17 protein-coding genes are annotated in these 17,561 nt (G+C 50.4%); 12 read left to right on the forward strand and 5 right to left on the reverse strand.

Annotated elements, in window-relative coordinates; genetic code table 11:
• The first annotated feature begins 15 nt into the window (after window positions 1–15).
• The 4 genes from HNQ57_RS13340 to HNQ57_RS13355 are packed head-to-tail and all read left to right on the forward strand — an operon-like array spanning window position 16 to window position 3,127.
• Window positions 16–327: a DUF2288 domain-containing protein gene (locus HNQ57_RS13340; protein WP_184463781.1), complete on the forward strand. Its 312-nt coding sequence runs from the start codon at window positions 16–18 to the stop codon at window positions 325–327.
• On the forward strand, window positions 327–623 hold the full coding sequence (locus HNQ57_RS13345) for a hypothetical protein (protein WP_184463783.1): 297 nt from the start codon (window positions 327–329) through the stop codon (window positions 621–623). Before HNQ57_RS13340 ends, HNQ57_RS13345 begins: the two co-directional genes overlap by 1 nt.
• The gene (locus HNQ57_RS13350) at window positions 620–2,719 is read left to right on the forward strand and encodes a GNAT family N-acetyltransferase (protein ID WP_184463785.1); all 2,100 of its coding nucleotides are present in this window, start codon (window positions 620–622) and stop codon (window positions 2,717–2,719) included. Before HNQ57_RS13345 ends, HNQ57_RS13350 begins: the two co-directional genes overlap by 4 nt.
• A gap of 9 nt (window positions 2,720–2,728) precedes the next feature.
• Window positions 2,729–3,127 (forward strand): HIT family protein, encoded by a 399-nt coding sequence (locus HNQ57_RS13355; RefSeq protein WP_184463787.1) that lies wholly within the window; start codon window positions 2,729–2,731, stop codon window positions 3,125–3,127.
• A 22-nt stretch (window positions 3,128–3,149) separates the two neighbouring features.
• Here HNQ57_RS13355 and HNQ57_RS13360 read toward each other — a convergent pair whose 3' ends face one another.
• A complete protein-coding gene (locus HNQ57_RS13360) occupies window positions 3,150–5,069 on the reverse strand; it encodes a B12-binding domain-containing radical SAM protein (RefSeq protein ID WP_184463789.1) in 1,920 nt (639 codons plus the stop codon).
• A gap of 220 nt (window positions 5,070–5,289) precedes the next feature.
• Here HNQ57_RS13360 and HNQ57_RS13365 point away from each other — a divergent pair, with 220 nt between their 5' ends.
• Window positions 5,290–5,712 (forward strand): SRPBCC family protein, encoded by a 423-nt coding sequence (locus HNQ57_RS13365; protein ID WP_184463791.1) that lies wholly within the window; start codon window positions 5,290–5,292, stop codon window positions 5,710–5,712.
• On the opposite strand, the gene HNQ57_RS13370 is transcribed toward HNQ57_RS13365, so the two are convergent.
• The gene (locus tag HNQ57_RS13370) at window positions 5,709–6,977 is read right to left on the reverse strand and encodes a CinA family nicotinamide mononucleotide deamidase-related protein (protein ID WP_184463793.1); all 1,269 of its coding nucleotides are present in this window, start codon (window positions 6,975–6,977) and stop codon (window positions 5,709–5,711) included. The genes HNQ57_RS13365 and HNQ57_RS13370 overlap by 4 nt on opposite strands.
• Before the next feature lie 145 nt (window positions 6,978–7,122).
• Between HNQ57_RS13370 and HNQ57_RS13375 the strand changes: the two genes are divergently transcribed.
• Window positions 7,123–7,515, forward strand: a complete 393-nt coding sequence (locus HNQ57_RS13375; protein WP_184463795.1) for a hypothetical protein — start codon at window positions 7,123–7,125, stop codon at window positions 7,513–7,515.
• A 158-nt stretch (window positions 7,516–7,673) separates the two neighbouring features.
• Here the strand turns inward: HNQ57_RS13375 and HNQ57_RS13380 are convergent, their stop codons facing one another.
• On the reverse strand, window positions 7,674–7,907 hold the full coding sequence (locus tag HNQ57_RS13380; protein WP_008249921.1) for a DUF2789 domain-containing protein: 234 nt from the start codon (window positions 7,905–7,907) through the stop codon (window positions 7,674–7,676).
• A gap of 117 nt (window positions 7,908–8,024) precedes the next feature.
• The gene (locus tag HNQ57_RS13385; RefSeq protein WP_184463797.1) at window positions 8,025–8,798 is read right to left on the reverse strand and encodes a glucose 1-dehydrogenase; all 774 of its coding nucleotides are present in this window, start codon (window positions 8,796–8,798) and stop codon (window positions 8,025–8,027) included.
• A gap of 118 nt (window positions 8,799–8,916) precedes the next feature.
• Here HNQ57_RS13385 and HNQ57_RS13390 point away from each other — a divergent pair, with 118 nt between their 5' ends.
• The gene (locus HNQ57_RS13390; RefSeq protein WP_184463799.1) at window positions 8,917–9,327 is read left to right on the forward strand and encodes a hypothetical protein; all 411 of its coding nucleotides are present in this window, start codon (window positions 8,917–8,919) and stop codon (window positions 9,325–9,327) included.
• A gap of 75 nt (window positions 9,328–9,402) precedes the next feature.
• Here the strand turns inward: HNQ57_RS13390 and gltA are convergent, their stop codons facing one another.
• On the reverse strand, window positions 9,403–10,686 hold the full coding sequence (gene gltA, locus HNQ57_RS13395) for a citrate synthase (RefSeq protein WP_184463801.1): 1,284 nt from the start codon (window positions 10,684–10,686) through the stop codon (window positions 9,403–9,405).
• Between the two features lie 521 nt (window positions 10,687–11,207).
• Between gltA and sdhC the strand changes: the two genes are divergently transcribed.
• From sdhC to HNQ57_RS13420, 5 genes are all read left to right on the forward strand, one after another.
• Window positions 11,208–11,582, forward strand: coding sequence for a succinate dehydrogenase, cytochrome b556 subunit (sdhC, locus tag HNQ57_RS13400; protein ID WP_184463803.1), 375 nt, complete (start codon window positions 11,208–11,210; stop codon window positions 11,580–11,582).
• Window positions 11,576–11,944, forward strand: coding sequence for a succinate dehydrogenase, hydrophobic membrane anchor protein (gene sdhD / locus HNQ57_RS13405; protein ID WP_008249933.1), 369 nt, complete (start codon window positions 11,576–11,578; stop codon window positions 11,942–11,944). The genes sdhC and sdhD overlap by 7 nt, the downstream gene beginning before the upstream one ends.
• Window positions 11,945–11,947: 3 nt before the next feature.
• Complete coding sequence (gene sdhA / locus HNQ57_RS13410) at window positions 11,948–13,720, forward strand: succinate dehydrogenase flavoprotein subunit (protein ID WP_184463805.1); 1,773 nt, start codon at window positions 11,948–11,950, stop codon at window positions 13,718–13,720.
• Window positions 13,721–13,736: 16 nt separating this feature from the next.
• Window positions 13,737–14,453 (forward strand): succinate dehydrogenase iron-sulfur subunit, encoded by a 717-nt coding sequence (locus tag HNQ57_RS13415; protein ID WP_008249937.1) that lies wholly within the window; start codon window positions 13,737–13,739, stop codon window positions 14,451–14,453.
• Between the two features lie 269 nt (window positions 14,454–14,722).
• Window positions 14,723–17,557: a 2-oxoglutarate dehydrogenase E1 component gene (locus tag HNQ57_RS13420; RefSeq protein ID WP_184463807.1), complete on the forward strand. Its 2,835-nt coding sequence runs from the start codon at window positions 14,723–14,725 to the stop codon at window positions 17,555–17,557.
• Window positions 17,558–17,561 lie beyond the last annotated feature (4 nt).

Here is a 17,561-nt window from a genome sequence, read left to right on the forward strand (position 1 = left end):
AGATGGATTGTGAACATGACCGAGTTGCCCTCTGAACTATGTATTAAGCTCAATCGCGAAACTTCGAAAATTGATTGGGAAGCGCTTCAGCGCTTCTATGCACAAGGCACGGTTTTAGTCGTTGCCGCTGAACTTGATTTGGTTGCCACGGCTGTGGCGCTTGCTGAAGATAAAACTCAGTATATTGCAGACCTGTTAGAAAAAGGCCTGCTTCAGAAAGCAGATGAAACTCAGGCCAAAGCCTGGCTGGCAGAAAAATGTGAGGTGTGGGCAGTGGTTGTCGCACCTTGGGTGCTAGTGCAACGCGAACGCACATTGGCAAAATAATGAGCGCTGCAAATGACTTTTGCGCACAGCTATTTGAGAAAATACATAGCTTTTTCAGTGATCAGCAACAAGGTTTAGATATTCCTCCCGCGCAATTATACCGTCTTGAAGGTTTCATCGAGGCAGGCTTGCTCGCGGGCTTTGTCCTTGAATCTGAGGTTAAAAAAACGTTTATCGACTGCGCGGAACAGTATTTTAATACAGAGATTGCCGACTTTTACCGCAAGGATTATCGCTTAATCCTGCATATGCGTATGAGCGAAGCACCGGTTTACCCCAGCAGTAACGCCCCGTGAACCTTCTTTTTGAGAACGATTCTGCGCTCAGTTTAGCGGATGTCTATGAGCGATTGCGATCCCATGCTCTGCACAGCGGACACCGGTATTTGGTGTTTGTTTCGGGTTCAGCCGCGTGGTGTGAAACGCAGTTATTGAATGTGCCTACGGCTCTTGATAATTGTCTACTGGTTGCCGGGCACGAATTGTGTGGGCTTACGCCGTGCAAAACAGAAAATACGCTTGGCAGTGAATATTCGTCGCTGCTTATCAATGCGCATAATCACCAAAAGCTTAATGATTGGCTGGCTGCCGCGGGCTGCTTAACAGCGGGTGGTGTGCTGTTATTACTGTGTCCGCGCTTTTCTGAGTGGCCGGGCCATTTTAGCAATCAGTCACACTTTGGCGACAGCCGGCCCTCGGTATTTATGCAGCGATTGCTTCGGCTCGCGGCCGGGCTGGAAGGCTGCTTTTTTTGGGATCAAGAGACGGGCTGCAGTGGTAATGCGCCGAACACGGGTGATAAATGGCAGCAAACCCTGCCAACACCTAGCCAAACAGCTACCTTAGCAGCCATTAAAACCGTCGTGACGGGGCGGGCAAAACGGCCATTGGTGATTCGTTCAGACCGGGGCCGGGGTAAAACCAGCGTCCTCGGTTTGGCGGTAGCCGCGCTTTTTGCATCAGAAGATAATGACTGTCGACGGGTGCTGATTACCGCGCCGAGCTTTGCTGCGGTGAAAGGCGCTTTTGAACACTTAGCCGCCGTGCTGCCTGCGGCACAATGGCGTGATGACAGCTGTTTTGTTGGGCCATGTTGTTTCACGTTTTTGGCCTTTGATGCGGCGCTAAAAAATCGTGATGACTGGGATTTGCTTCTTGTTGATGAGGCGGCCGCGCTACCGGTAGCAGGTTTGCGCACCTTATTGCTTCGTTATCCTCGTATTGTTTTTTCCAGTACGGTGCACGGCTACGAGGGCAGTGGTCGTGGCTTTGATATTCGCTTTAAGGCGATATTAGACGCCGAGCGGCCACAGTGGCGACGGCAGAACTTAGATGAACCGATTCGCTGGGCGGCGGACGATCCATTGGAACATGCCTTGAATGCCTTGTTCTTATTAAATGCCGAACCACGGTCTAGCGATGATAATCGCGATGAGTTGAGGGTTCGCGTTGTTGATTGCGAGGCGCTATGCGACGACGATTTATTGCGCCAAATATTTGGCCTGCTGGTGCAAGCCCATTACCAAACCACACCACAGGACTTACAGTATTTGCTCGATGGTGACGCAGTGATAATTATTGCCAGTCGCGGCAGCAGTGTTCTGGGTGTTTGCCAATTATTGCCCGAGGGCGATTTTGCGGAGGGCTTGGCCGCAGAAGTGATAAAAGGGCGGCGCCGCCCAGCGGGGCATTTGGCTGCCCAGCGGTTAGCGCATTGCAGCGCGGAATCACGCTATCTAACCGGGCAAAGTTGGCGTATTAATAGAATAGCAGTCGCGGCAGACTGGCGTCGTCAGGGCTTAGGAAGAGCGATGTTGACGACGGCGGAGCACGTTGCGCGCAGCCGAAATATTACGTATTTATCGTCTAGTTTCGCAGCCGATCCGCAAGTGATTAATTTTTGGTTGGCGCAGGGTTTCGCTCCGACCTATTTTGGTAGTCGTCGCGATAGCGCTAGCGGTTTGTATTCACTGATTGTCGTAAAAGGCCTCAGCCCGCAGCTAGAGGCCGATGCAGCGCGACTTGCAAGCCAATTGAATAATGATTTGCGCTTCAGTTTAGCGAGTGTTTATGCTGGACTCAGTGCAGATTTACTTATCGTTTTGCTCGCTTCAACTCGAAATCCGGCAAGCCTTGTGCCGACATCAGCCGTTGTGGTTGCGAAGCGTTACTGCGACGGTGAACTGATTTTCGAACAGGCGGCGGCGAGTTTGGCGCAGTTGTGTTTAGCTTGTGATTTACGTGCCGTGAGCGATGCAGACTTGGCTGTCGCGCGCTTATTATTGGGTCATAACTGGACAGGCATCGCGGACCAATTTGGGTTAACGGGCAAGGCTGAAATCGAGCTGAATCTTAAACGCATCTTTAAAAAATTAATTTCTACCTTAGTGTGAGGTTTTATTATGTCGACGCTTTTTACGAAAATTATTCAAGGTGAATTACCCAGCCATTTTGTGTGGGAAGATGAGCAGGCTGTCGCTATTATGACAATTGCGCCGATTCAGGCCGGACATGTTCTCGTTATTCCCCGTCAAGAAGTAGACCATTGGGATGATCTGCCTGAAGCCCTTGCCGCGCATTTGATGGCTGTTAGCCAGACCATTGCCAAGGCAATTAAAAAAGCATTTTCTTGCCAGCGCGTCAGCATGATGATTATCGGTCTTGAAGTGCCCCACACACATTTACATTTAGTGCCAATCAATACCATGGAAGATGCCAACTTCGGCAATGCTAAAATGGCAGAGCAAGAAGAGCTCGCAGCGTCAGCTGAGAAAATCCGCGCGGTCTTAGCAGAAAATTAAGGCCTGCGGAGTCAGCTTAGCCTCACTGTGGGCTGAGCTGAGGTTTAACATTGGGATGCATAATTCGTACGGTTTGCACCTCAATCGTGGGGCTCAGTATTTCGCCCCGCAGCCAACCACCGCCGTCAGGGTCTTTCAGAATAGTACCGACACCCCCGGGGCTTTTAACGTTGAATCTTTGGGCTTTCGGCGACAGGTCTTCGGGCGCCGGCAAACTCAGGCAGTCGAGTGCCGTTTTGCTGCTGATAACATCGAAGTTGAAGCTGTATTCGGTTTCTGTCGGCCCGCCAACGCGAGGCGATAGGGCTTGATCTAAATCGATAATATTGGCAATGGCGTCGCGATGTTGCTTGCAATTGGCGGCATCTAAATAGGTAAAGACCTGCTGACGAAGCAGTGTGTATAGCGCCTCAGGGTTTTGCAATATAGCCGTGTAGAGGCGAGCCCTATTTTCATAGACGACCATGCGATCGCTTAAATCAATGTCATTTAATTCATCTTGGTATTCCGCGCAGACGGCGCGTAGTAGTTTGCGGAGTAACGGTGCCGTGGTGATATTGTCTTGCAAGGCTAAGTACCGAATCGACAGAGGAAGCAGGTGGCCGTGGGCAAATAAAATGTGCGCGGTAATTAAAAAATAGCCTTCAATACCTTGGTCGCGGTCAAAGGTGTGGCAGGCGACCACATACTCACCCTTGGCTTTGCCATAACCGGCGACAGGAATGGTTTCGATCTTATATTCTTCGCGTCGCTCGTAAAATTCAGTGCCGGGCAGCAGGGTATAAGCAAAGATATTTAAGTTGGGGAAGGTGCGCAGTAATTGATCTAAATTGCGTTCGAACTCAGGTAGGTTGTCACCTGGTAAGCCCCATATTAGCTCGGCGGCAATGGGAACACCTTCGCTGGCCATCTGTTTGGCGATGGGTTCGTATTTGTTGGCGCCCATATTTTTGCGGTTACTTAATTCCAAGGCCAGTGGGGTCAATGTTTGCAAGGCCAGTTGATAATGGGGCAGCAGGCCATTGCGGTGTAATAGCAATACAATATCTTGAACTCGTGGACTGTGTTTTTTTGACCAGGATGTAGCAAAACTACTCGGTAGGCCGGTCTCGGCTTTGAGTTCGCAAATGTACTGGGCTTTTTCCAGGTCTTCTTTTAATGCGCCAAAGTTGGAATCTGCCAACCATATGTCTTTAATGCCGGCGTCGACAATACGGCGCCAGTCGCTCCGCACCCGCTTCATGGAAAACTGATACATCTTGGTGCCAATTGCACCGGTTCCCCACTCGCAAAACGCACATTTAAACGGGCAGCCTCTGCTGGTCTCGTAGGAAATGGAGTCATATAGGCAGTTGCCATCGGCATCGACCAAGTCAATAACATCTAGTGCTGACGGCAGTTCGTCAAGCAGAGTGCGACGCCGGCGCTCGGGGGTTTTTACTATCTCGCCATTTTTTAAAAACGCGAGGCCGTTAACCTCTGTCCATGGATTGCTTAGAGGAGTGTCGAGAATTTCCTGAAAGGTGGTTTCGCCCTCACCGAGAATAATTAGGTCTATTGGGTCTTCAAAAAGATAATCTTCCGCTTGTTGAACATGGGGGCCGCCGGCGATACAGAGCACCTCGGGGCAGGCGGCTTTTATTTGGTGGATTAAACTTAAAAATTCCGCCGCGTTCCACGTGTACATGCTAAAGCCAACCACTGGTCGTTGGCCTGCGTCTAGTGCGGTTTTTAGTTTGGGTAAAACCGTGTTGTGCCATCGGCTCTGCCAGGCTGCAACCGCGTCGCTATCGCGAAAATGTATTAATTCTAATTGATACTGTGATGTTTGTTTTCCGTAGGCTTGGTAGTAGGCCTTAAGTCCGCCGGTGGTTGTCGGTGCGGCCCAAAATTGATCAGAATCCATACTGAACAGGAATACGGGGCAGGGCAGTGCATTCATTATTATTTCATTCCGGCAGAGGCCTTAGTCTTGCCAAGGCGGGGCATCACTAGGTGATACAAATGACATACTTTAGCTAAGAGTAGCAGCCTTTTGAAGCCCGGCCTACAACCGAGTTGTCATAAATAGTGCGAGGGGCTACGCCGTTCGGGTGAGGTTGCGCCGCCGCTTATCCGGCATGATTATCGCGACTTTTATAGACTATGGCTGGACTCGAAAAATGGTAAACGTACATTTGGCACGTGATTTTGACATTGCTGCAGACAAGGTGTGGGCCCTGCTAGAAAATTTTGGCGATATTAGCTGGGCACCGGGCATCGATAAAACCGAGGTTATCGGCGAGGGTGTTGGTATGACACGCCGTCTACACATTGCCGGGATGGAGCCTATTGACGAGGTGTTAACGGCGATGGATAAATCGGCAATGACGTTTTCCTACAATATTCCCCGAGGCATACCGATGCCGGTCACGGACTACTCAGCCAATGCCAAAGTGACTCCCTTGAGTGAGGGGCGTTGCCATGTTGACTGGTACGGCCGCGCGGAGCCTGTCGGCATAAGTGAAAAGGAGCTCGGCGCGATGTTAACCGGGACCTATGAAATGTTACTCCAATGGATTCATGATCATCTGACTGCGGCTTAACGCTGGTAGCGTTTTAGTAAATCAGGGCCTTCAGGAAGCTCTAGAACAAAGCGGCGCACCAAGTCTAGGCTTAAGGCCGCTACCCAGTTTTGGAAACCTGTGCGCTCAAAGGGCAGGTGGAAGCGCTGGGTTTTGAGGTTTTGAGCTGTACCCCAAGCGATCCATACGGTGCCGACCGGTTTTTCAGGGCTGCCGCCATCGGGCCCGGCGATACCGGTTACCGCAATTGCGATATCAGCGCCGGTGCAATCAAGGGCGCCTAGTGCCATTTGTCTAACGACAGTTTCGCTAACGGCACCCTCGGTTGCTAACGTCGTTTTTGAAACCTTAAGCAGCTGGTTTTTTACGGCATTGGAGTAGCTAATAATTGCGCCGGGGAAAACCTGAGAGGCGCCAGGAATACTGGTTAGCTGCGAAGCAATAAGGCCGCCAGTGCAGGATTCGGCAGTACAGATCTGTAAATTGTTCTGCTTTAACGCATTTATGGTCGCTAGCGCTAGGCTAATCGGCAGTTCGCCCAGTAGATGGTCGCCCATTAGTTCGGCGACTTTGGCTCGCCATGGCGCGAGTTCGGCGCTTGCATTTTCGCCTCTTGCCGTCAGTTTGACTTCCAAAACCGGCATGGACGCCCGAAATCCGAGCTCAATGTCCGCTGGCCAGTCTGCTAATTTTTCATTAACAAGTTCTTGAATTGCTGATTCGCCTAAACCAAATACGCCTAGGCGTATGGTTTGTATATGATCTGAGTGGAAAAGCGTGACCAGCGCGGGAATTATTTCATTCGCGAGCATTGGCTTTAATTCACTAGGCACGCCGGGTGTTGCTAAAACGAGGCAGTTGCGATGTCGTAATTTAATACCAACGGCGCTGCCTTTAGCATTGGCAATAATCTCACAGCCTTGCGGTAACATTGCTTGTTTGTGGTTTGATGCATTTAGGGCGAAGCCTCTCAATGTGCACCATGCTTTTAGGTGGTCTAGTGCTTCTGGGTGTTCAGCAATGGCCGTGTTGGTGACCTTGGCAAGGGCGACAGCGGTAAGATCATCAACGGTAGGGCCGAGCCCGCCATTTATTATAAGGACGTCTGCACCGGTGCAGAGCTGATCGATTTCATCACATAGAATGCTTAGCTCATCGCCCACCGTTACTTTTTTGTTGATGCGCCAGCCAAAATCTTTAATTTGTTCAGCGAGCATTGCGGAGTTGGAATCTATAATATCGCCAGCCATAAGCTCATTGCCGGTGAGGAGCAGGTTTAGCTTCATTCAATTCACATCCATTTTGATCGTTGTTTAACGTTGGCGCTAAGCGGTATATTTAGCGGAGTAAGCCGTTTAGTCATTGATAGCATAGTAATGTTTTTTTGGCCTATGCTCTAATGATTGTCGTTATTATCCTAGGAGCAATGGTATGAAGTTGTCGTCAGGTGAAATTCTTGCTGGGTGCATCGTTCTTGTGTTGTTGGTCTTTGAGGTGTGGCAATACTTGGACGCCAAGGCCTACCGAGAGACGATGAACGCCCAGTTGGTGTTGTTGTCGACGCGGGTAGACAGTGTTGATGAACGGGTTCAGCAGGCGCGAGATAAACTCGAGGAGTTGGAGCAGTCGTCTCTTGGGGGCTTGATTGAAAATGCTAACGACGCCTTGATTCAGGGATGGTCGGCAATGATTGATACGGTGGAAAAAGAGCTGCACCGTGCTAAGAAGGGATTTGATAAGCCAGCCGGTAATGCCGGTGCGGGAACTGACCCTCAAACTGATCAGTCGTCAATGTCAGCGCCAAATGGCAACGGGCCGCTATAGGGTGCTGCCAATGGCGTATGCAGTATAAATATATGATTTGTCGCCACGAACAGAGCTTTAAGTGGCTGTCGTATCCGAAAATTGCGTATATTGGATTAGACGAAAGCGCTGACTAAAAACCTTGTTCGTGTCTTGCCTCTTTAACTGCGGTTTGTCACCTAGTAGCGTAGGCGTGCATCAAGCTCATCGACTATTTCCGCCCATTCGGCGTCTAGGTCAATGGATTCCTTGAGTAACTTTGCCTGTGCGGGCTTCCAGAAGCTTGCTTCATGAATCATTAGCCCTCGAGGAAGCGGGCGGTGACGTACAATGAATCGCTCTACTTCTTCATCGCTGTCGGGCAGGCCGAGCTGCTGAAAAAGCATATTCATTGTGTGTAGTTCGGTTTCCATTTTGTCCTCCGTAGGTGAGCGCGTTCGCTACGCCCAATATAGAAGACCACGCGCTCGCTTTCCAGTATTTGTCTGTAAGCGCTGAGAGTTTAATCTTTGGTCCCCAAAAGAGTTCACTTAGGAGCTTGGTAAAAGATCTAAGCGCATGCCGGCGCTCCAACCGCCATCAACAATAAATTCTGCCCCTGTTGAATAGCTGCTGTCGTCTGAGGCTAAGAACAGCGTGGTGTTGGCGACCTCGATAGGCAGACCGACACGAGGGAGCGCGTGATTGGCATAAAAAGCATTGTCTTCGGCGGTGGGTGCAGCTTTTCCCTCGGCACCATGCATTGCAGTAAATACGCCACCGGGGTGTACGGTGTTGACGCGAATATTATAAGGGCCAAGCTCGAGGGCCGCGGATTTGCTCATGCCCCGCACAGCCCATTTACTCGATACATAGGCGGATAAGCCGTTTTTTGCTTGAAGTCCGTCGATAGACGAAATATTGATAATAGACCCGCCTCCGGCGCGCTTCATTGGCTCAATCGCCGCCCGAATACCTAGGTATGTACCTAGCTGATTAATTTGAATTACCCGCATATAATCGGCGGCGTCGGAGTCTTTAATTGCGGCGATATGGAGAATTCCAGCATTGTTAACGACGGTTGTTAGTGGGCCGATGGCTTCAGCTGCACCGGTTAGGCGTGCCCAGTCGTCTTCATTAGATACGTCTGCGTGAACATAATACGCGTTATTGCCAAGTTCCTGGGCGAGTTGCTCACCCGCATCATCAAGAATGTCGGCGATAATGACGCTGGCGCCGTGTTCAATAAAAAGTTTAGCGGTAACTGCGCCCATGCCGCGCGCTGCGCCGGTAATAATGGCAACTTTGCCAGTGAGTCTTTTCATGATTTTGGTATCTAATTTTAAGTGATCAAGGCGCCCACTTTAGCGATGGTTTTTTTTGCAAACCATGCTCCAAGCGGACGATGCGGCGATAGTCAGTTTTATTTTTCGGGGATAAGGAATGCGTTTGGTCGTAATTGTTGGTTTGTGTCATGTTTTAATGGCCTGTCAGGCTAGGGAGCCTGCTCTGAGTGGTATGCCGGTAGAGCGTGAACAGGTTGTTCAAAAAATGGTGGTGTTAGAGGAAAAATCGCCGTCGTCAATTGCGAGTGCTGCTGCGCCTCTTCAGACTTTGGATCTGAGTTTACCGAGAGTGCCTGATGTTGGTGTCCAAGATGTCTGGGACGATGTTACGCGGAGCCGCTATGGCGTTGGGGGGTGGTTTAATGCGAGTGCTGGGCGGGAGGATGCTCGACTCAAGGTGAAGTCTAAGCTACTGCTAAAAGAGGCTGTTGAGTCCGAGTATTCCTTTAGTAGTTTTGCGGATAGTGTTAGTGGCGCCGAAGTTGGTTTTGAGTATAAAACCCGTTAAAAGCCTGTACTACCGTATTTTAAGCAATAAAAAAGGTCGCCTAGGCGACCTTTTTTATTGCTTCTATTTGTTGGCTTAGCGTTTGTCTAGGCTGACAAAATCGCGCTGTGCTGGGCCGGTATACAGCTGGCGTGGGCGACCGATGCGGTAGCTACCGCTGATCATTTCATTCCAGTGTGCGACCCAGCCTGGGGTGCGACCCAGAGCAAAGATAACGGTGAACATGCTGGTGGGGATGCCAATCGCCTTGAGGATGATACCTGAGTAAAAATCGACGTTTGGATAGAGTTTTCTTTCAATGAAGTACTCATCTTCCAGCGCAATTTGCTCTAAGCGTTTAGCAATTTTTAGTAATGGGTCGTTTTCAAGGCCAAGTTCAGCCAACACTTCGTCAGCGGCCAGCTTCATTACTTTGGCGCGAGGGTCAAAGTTCTTGTAAACCCGGTGACCAAAACCCATCAAGCGGAATGGATCGTCTTTGTCTTTGGCTCTTGCCACGAATTCGTCGATCCGCGAGGCGTCACCAATCTCATTAAGCATATCCAATACTGCTTCGTTGGCGCCGCCGTGAGATGGACCCCACAGTGCAGCAATGCCAGCAGAAATACAGGCAAAAGGATTGGCGCCAGTGGAGCCAGCGAGGCGCACGGTTGAGGTTGATGCGTTTTGCTCGTGGTCCGCATGCAAAAGGAATATTTTATCCATTGCCTTGGCGAGTACGGGGTTTACATTGCTTGGCTCGCAAGGGTTGCCGAACATCATGTGCAGGAAGTTTTCTGAATAGCTCAGGTGGTTCTGCGGGTACATGAAGGGCTGGCCGATGGTGTATTTGTAGGTCATGGCCGCCAAGGTTGGCATTTTTGCAATCAAGCGAATGGCAGAAATTTCGCGGTGTTTTTCGTCAGTGATGTCGAGTGAGTCGTGGTAGAACGCGGACAGTGCGCCAACTACGCCACACATGATCGCCATGGGATGGGCGTCGCGGCGGAAGCCCTTGAAAAAGGTGCTCATCTGGTCATTGACCATGGTGTGCATGCGGACTTTATTGAAAAACGCTTCTTTCTGATCGGCATTTGGTAGCTCGCCGTACAGTAATAGGAAGCAGGTTTCTAGGTAGTCAGACTGTTCTGCCAGTTGCTCGATCGGATAACCGCCGTGCAGCAGAATGCCTTTATCACCATCGATATAGGTGATTTTAGACTCGCAGGCTGCGGTAGAGACAAAACCGGGGTCGTAGGTAAAGTAACCATTACCCGTCAGGGCGCTGACTTCGATGACGTCGGGGCCGATGGTGCCGGAGTGGACTTTAAGGTCCAGTGTTTTACCATCGATACTCAGACTTGCTTTCTTATCGCTCATTGTGACGGGCTCCTGTAACTTTTAGCTAGCTTGTGGCGTTGGCTTCCTATGTCTAGCATTCGGCATGGTATTGCGTGAATGTAACATTTGAAGGTCCGCTTACGCGGGAGTGACAAATATAGAGAGATGAAATGTTTTGTCAACGGTGAAAACATTTTAACGTGCAATTGTTGTAGATGGAATTGTATTTGTTGTTTGAATTGGTGATTTTCTTGAGCGGATGCATGTTAGCATCTTTTTTTGCGCGCTATTAGTTCGTAAAAAGATCTTCTATGGCGCCATAATGGTGCGAAATAATGTCTTAAGCCCTTGATATTGGAGTTTTTTGCCGCAAGTGAAGGGCGTTTTGGGGGGTTTGTAATTGCTCGGGCTTGGCCCTATAATGCGCGGCGTTTCTTGTGGGGTTTATAACTGCCTTGCACATACTGAAACTCAGCCGAATATGAGATTCGGAGCTTTATTGATCCACTTCCTTTAAACCGCTTGAGAATTCGAGCCAGAAATTAAAAGTGTGGCAAACCGTGAACGATAAACGACCTGTAAATCTGGATATCGGGACAATCGCACTGCCGATTACCGCATATACCTCTATTTTGCACCGCGTGAGTGGTGTTTTTCTTGTAGCTGGCGTTGCCTTGCTGTTTTGGTTGCTTGGTACCAGTCTTGATGGTCCTGAGGGCTTTGAGCAAGCGAAAGCTTGTTTGGCTTCGTTCTGGGGTAAGTTGAGCCTTTGGATTGTGTTGGTTGGTTTGAGCTATCACTCGGCGGCAGGTGTTAAGCACTTGGTGATGGACGCTGGTATCGGTGAATCGATGGAAGGCGGCGAGACTGGCGCGAAATTAGTGCTGGCTGTCACTGCGGTGTTGGTTGTACTTGCGGGGTTGTGGATATGGTAAATTCAGTAACGAATTTGGGTCGCAACGGCTTAGCAGATTGGCTGGTGCAACGTGTTAGTGGTGTCGTGCTGCTGGCTTATATGTTGGTGGTTGGTTTTTACCTGCTTTGTAGCGGCTCTGATTTAAGCTACGAGCAGTGGAGTGGCTATTTCGATAGCACTTTTATGCGTGTGTTTAGTACCGCAGCAGTATTGTCCATTGTGTCTCATGCATGGATTGGTTTGTGGTCGGTATCGACTGACTATTTAACTGAACGACTAATGGGTGGCCGAGCTACGGTTTTACGCTTGGCATTTCAGGCAGCTTCGGCTGTTGTGTTGTTCACCTACCTCGTTTGGGGCATCCAGATTCTTTGGAGTTAAGCAATGGCTAATATTCGTACAATTTCTTTTGATGGTGTGATTGTTGGCGGTGGCGGTGCAGGTATGCGCGCGGCACTGCAGTTGGCGCAGTCAGGCTATAAAACAGCAGTAATCTCTAAAGTATTCCCCACGCGTTCACACACTGTGTCTGCTCAGGGTGGTATAACCTGTGCAATTGCCAGCTCTGATCCCCAGGATCAGTGGCAGTGGCATATGTATGACACCATTAAAGGCTCTGATTACATTGGTGATCAGGAAGCCATTGAATACATGTGTCAAGTTGGTCCAGAAGCGGTTTACGAGCTGGATCACATGGGTATGCCGTTTTCGCGTACCGAAGAAGGCCGTATTTATCAGCGTCCATTTGGTGGTCAGTCTAAGAATTTTGGTGAGGGCGGTCAGGCTGCTCGTACCTGTGCAGCGGCCGACCGTACTGGTCACGCACTGTTGCACACGCTTTATCAGGGCAACCTGAAAAACAATACTGTGTTTTTCAATGAGTGGTACGCCACTGATTTGGTGAAAAACGAAGACGGCGAAGTCGTTGGTGTTATCGCGATTTGTATTGAAACCGGAGAAGTCGTGTACGTTAAGTCGAAAGCGACTGTATTTGCCACGGGTGGTGCTGGCCGTATTTACGCCTCTACTACCAACGCCCACATCAACACCGGCGACGGCGTTGGCATGGCGCTGCGCGCAGGCTTCCCAGTGCAAGATATTGAAATGTGGCAGTTCCACCCCACCGGTATTGCCGGCGCTGGTGTACTTGTTACTGAAGGCTGTCGTGGTGAGGGCGGTTACCTCGTCAATAAAGACGGCGAGCGCTTCATGGAGCGCTACGCGCCAAACGCCAAAGATTTGGCCGGTCGCGACGTTGTTGCCCGCTCAATGACCTTGGAAATTCTTGAAGGTCGCGGTTGTGGCCCCAACGGTGACCACGTTTACTTGAAGCTGGATCACCTTGGTGAAGAGGTTCTTGAGAGCCGCCTGCCAGGTATCTGCGAGCTGTCTCGTACCTTTGCTCACGCTGACCCGGTAAAAGAGCCCGTTCCAGTTGTACCGACTTGCCATTACATGATGGGTGGTATTCCCACCAACGTAAACGGCCAAGCATTGACTGTTGATGCAGACGGCAACGATACCGTTATCCCCGGTTTGTTTGCCTGTGGTGAAGTCGCTTGTGTATCCGTTCACGGCGCTAACCGTTTGGGTGGTAATTCACTGCTGGATCTCGTGGTATTTGGTCGCTCTGCAGGTTTGTTCATTGAGAAGAGCCTGCGTGAGGGCGTTGAAATGCGCGATGCCTCCGAGGCCGATATTGACCGCGCTATGAGCCGCTTGAACAAAATCAACAATACTACCGGTGGCGAAAGTGTCTCCGCACTGCGCACCGAATTACAGACCATCATGCAGAATCATTTCGGCGTATTCCGTCGCGGCGACTTCATGCAAGAAGGCATTAAGAAGCTGGCAGAGCTGCGGGTGCGTATTGATAACGCGCACTTGGAAGACAAGAGCAACGCCTATAATACTGCGCGTATTGAAGCTCTTGAACTGCATAACTTGTTTGAAGTGGCTGAAGCAACGGCGATTGCTGCCGAAGCACGTACTGAAAGCCGTGGTGCCCATGCTCGTGAAGATTTCACTGAGCGCGACGACGAAAACTGGTTGTGTCACTCGGTTTACTTCCCCAGCGAGAAGCGGGTAGGTAAGCGGGCCGTTAACTTCACACCGAAGACCCGTGAAGCGTTTGCACCAAAAATTCGTACGTACTGATTCAGGGGAAACGAACATGTTGAAAGTCAGTCTCTATCGTTACAATCCTGAAGTCGATCAGGAACCGTACATGCAGGAAGTCGAACTGGATACCGGTGGCAAAGACCTCATGGTATTGGATGTTCTTGAACTGCTAAAAGGCAGCGATCCGTCGCTGGCCTACCGCCGCTCTTGCCGTGAAGGCGTGTGTGGTTCAGATGGCATGAATATCAACGGCAAAAACGGTTTGGCCTGCGTTACGCCAATTTCCGAAGCCCTGAAAAACGGCAAAGGCGGCAATAAGCTGGTTTTGCGTCCGCTGCCGGGTCTGCCCGTTATTCGCGACCTTGTTATCGACATGAGTCTTTTTTACAAGCAATATGAAAAGATTAAGCCTTTCTTGCTTAATGACACGCCAGCGCCCGCTATTGAGCGTCTGCAGTCCCCAGAAGAGCGCGCCAAGCTTGACGGTTTATATGAGTGCATTCTATGCGCTTGTTGCTCAACCGCTTGCCCGTCCTTTTGGTGGAATCCAGATCGTTTTATCGGGCCCAGCGGCTTGCTGCAGGCCTACCGCTTTTTGGCGGACAGCCGTGACACCGCAACAGAAGAGCGCCTGAGTGATCTTGATGATCCGTTCAGTGTGTTCCGCTGTCATGGTATTCAGAACTGTGTGAACGTTTGCCCTAAGGGCTTGAACCCAACAAAGGCAATTGGTCACATTCGGAATATGTTGCTAAGCAGAGCAACTTAAGTATTCCCCCGGCCTCGGTCGGGTATAAAAAAACTCTGCGAAATGTAAGTCCTCAGGCGCTGTTCACGAACGGCGCCAGAACAATACAACTCGGTGCTTACCGGCACTTTACGAGCTAAAAAGCGTATTAAGAGGGAAGGGACGTTCCCTGTGGTGCGAGTCGGTTCTGCGGCGTACACTGAATGCTGCTGGACTTCACAGGATGAAAAGGGCCTTATCGGGCAATGATCATTCGGACTGCCACTTCCCTTGCTACTAGGTGGACAGGAATGCAGAAAAATTCGATGGAGCTACTCTGGAAAAGCTCCCATATATCCGGCGGAAATGCGACTTACGTAGAAGAGTTGTATGAGGCCTTCCTCACTGATCCAAACGCTGTCTCTGATGAATGGCGTAGCTATTTTCAACAATTACCCCGCGTTAGTGAAAACACAACTCACGATATCCCCCATTCGCCAATTCGCGATCATTTTGCGCAATTAGCAAAGACCCCTGTTCGCTACAATGGCGCAGTCAACAACGAAGTTAGTGACCACGAACGCAAACAGGTTAGGGTTATTCAGCTGGTTAGCGCCTATCGGCAGCGCGGTCATCAGGAAGCCCAATTAGATCCTCTGGGTCTCTGGCAGCGGCCCCGAGTCCCAGATCTCGAACTGCAGTATCACCAGTTAAGCGAAGCCGATTTTGATACCGTTTTTCAAACCGGTAGTCTTTACATTGGTAAGGATCAGGCAACGCTGCGTGAAATTTACGACTCCTTGCGGGCAACTTATTGCCGCTCGGTGGGCACTGAATTCATGCATATTGTGGATACCCGTGAACGCACGTGGATCCAGCAGCGCATGGAGAGTGTTCGCTCTCAGCCGCAATACGGGCTCGAGACCCTTACCCATTTGCTGGAGCGACTGACCGCGGCAGAGGGCTTGGAAAAATCTTTAGGCTCTAAGTATCCCGGTACTAAGCGTTTCGGTTTGGAAGGTGGTGAAAGCTTAATTCCAATGATGGATGCGATGATCCAGCGAGCTGGTGCTTATGGCGCCAAAGAGATCGTCATTGGTATGGCTCACCGTGGTCGCCTTAATCTTTTGGTTAATATTCTTGGTAAGAGCCCTGCGGAATTGTTCGACGAGTTTGAAGGCAAGGTTAAGTACCAAGGCTCAGCGGACGTGAAATATCATCAGGGTTTCTCATCGAATGTGATGACGCCTGGTGGCGAAGTGCATTTGGCGCTGGCATTTAACCCCTCGCATTTGGAAATTGTGTCACCGGTAGTAGAAGGCTCTGTACGCGCCCGTCAAGATCGCCGCAACGACCCCATTGGCGACAAGGTGGTACCCATTGTATTGCACGGTGATGCGGCGTTTGCCGGTCAGGGTGTGGTCATGGAAACCTTCCAAATGTCCCAGACCCGCGCGTATAAAACTGGCGGTACGGTACATATTGTTATTAACAACCAAGTTGGTTTTACCACCAGCCTGCAGGAAGATGCCCGCTCTACAGAATACTGTACCGATGTGGCAAAAATGGTGCAGGCGCCAATCTTCCACGTTAATGGCGACGATCCCGAGGCGGTGTTATTTGTTAGCCAAATGGCTGCCGATTACCGCCAGGAATTTAAAAAAGACGTGGTTGTGGACTTAATTTGCTACCGTCGTCGCGGTCATAACGAAGCGGATGAGCCATCCGGTACGCAGCCACTGATGTACAGCAAAATTAGCAAACAGAAAACGACCCGTGAACTGTATGTTAATAAGCTGCTCGACGAAGGCATTATCGATAAGGCCCTCGCAGAGAAAATGGCTGACGATTACCGTCAGGCGCTAGACAATGGCGAACATGTTGCAAAGAGTCTGGTGATGCAGCCCAACTCAGAAATGTTTGTCGATTGGACGCCGTATCTTGGTCATGCATGGGATGTGGCTGGCGATACATCGATTGACGCTAAAGTACTGAAAGAAGTTTCGGAAGCGGTGAACTCGGTCCCAGAAGGTATCGTGGTGCAGCGTCAGGTGGCCAAGATATACGAAGACCGCCGCAAAATGGCTGTTGGTGCGATGGATATTAACTGGGGCTTTGCTGAAGTCCTGGCCTATGGCACCCTGCTTAAACAGGGGCATAAGGTTCGTTTGACAGGCCAAGACGTAGGGCGTGGTACTTTCTCGCATCGTCATGCGGTGCTGCACAGCCAAAATGACGGTGGTCGCTATGTGCCACTGCAAAATATGAGCGCCGACCAACCGAGCTTCTCTATTTTTGATTCGCTGTTGTCTGAAGAAGCGGTGCTTGCTTTTGAGTATGGTTATTCAACCACTCAGCCGGACTCACTGGTTATTTGGGAGGCGCAGTTTGGTGATTTTGCCAACGGCGCTCAAGTTGTCGTTGACCAATTTATTAGCAGTGGTGAGCTTAAGTGGGGCCGTTTGTGCGGCTTAACCATGTTGTTGCCCCATGGCTATGAAGGTCAGGGTCCTGAGCATTCTTCAGCGCGGTTGGAACGCTTCCTCCAGTTGTGTGCAGAACACAATATTCAGGTTTGCGTGCCGTCAACACCGGCGCAGGTTTATCACATGTTGCGGCGCCAGGCGATTCGCCCATTGCGTCGTCCCTTGGTGGTTATGTCGCCTAAGAGTTTATTGCGACACAAAGAAGCTGTGTCGACACTCGAAGAATTAACTACGGGTCAATTCCAAAACGTGATTGATGAGACCGATGACATCGATAAGTCTAAGGTCACGCGCATGTTATTGTGCAGCGGTAAGGTGTATTACGATTTGCGTGCCGCGCGCCGCGAGCATGGCAAGGACTCTATTGCGATTGTGCGCTTGGAACAGGTGTATCCGTTCCCGTACGATGACTTGCGGAATGCGATTGCACAGTACCCGAACTTGAAAAAGGTCGTTTGGTGCCAAGAAGAACCCCGTAACCAAGGAGCGTGGTATAACAGCCGCCATCGTATGACACGGGTAATTCGCAGCTTTAAGCCAGAGAAGAACCTATTGTTGGGCTATGTTGGTCGGGAGCCTTCGGCGTCGCCAGCGGCGGGTTATATGGCTTTGCATTTGGCGCAGCAAGAGAAATTCATCACTCAGGCACTCAAACTTTAAACGT

The sequence above is a fragment of the Zhongshania antarctica genome (genome assembly GCF_014202945.1).
GTDB classification, from domain to species: Bacteria; Pseudomonadota; Gammaproteobacteria; order Pseudomonadales; family Spongiibacteraceae; genus Spongiibacter; species Spongiibacter antarcticus.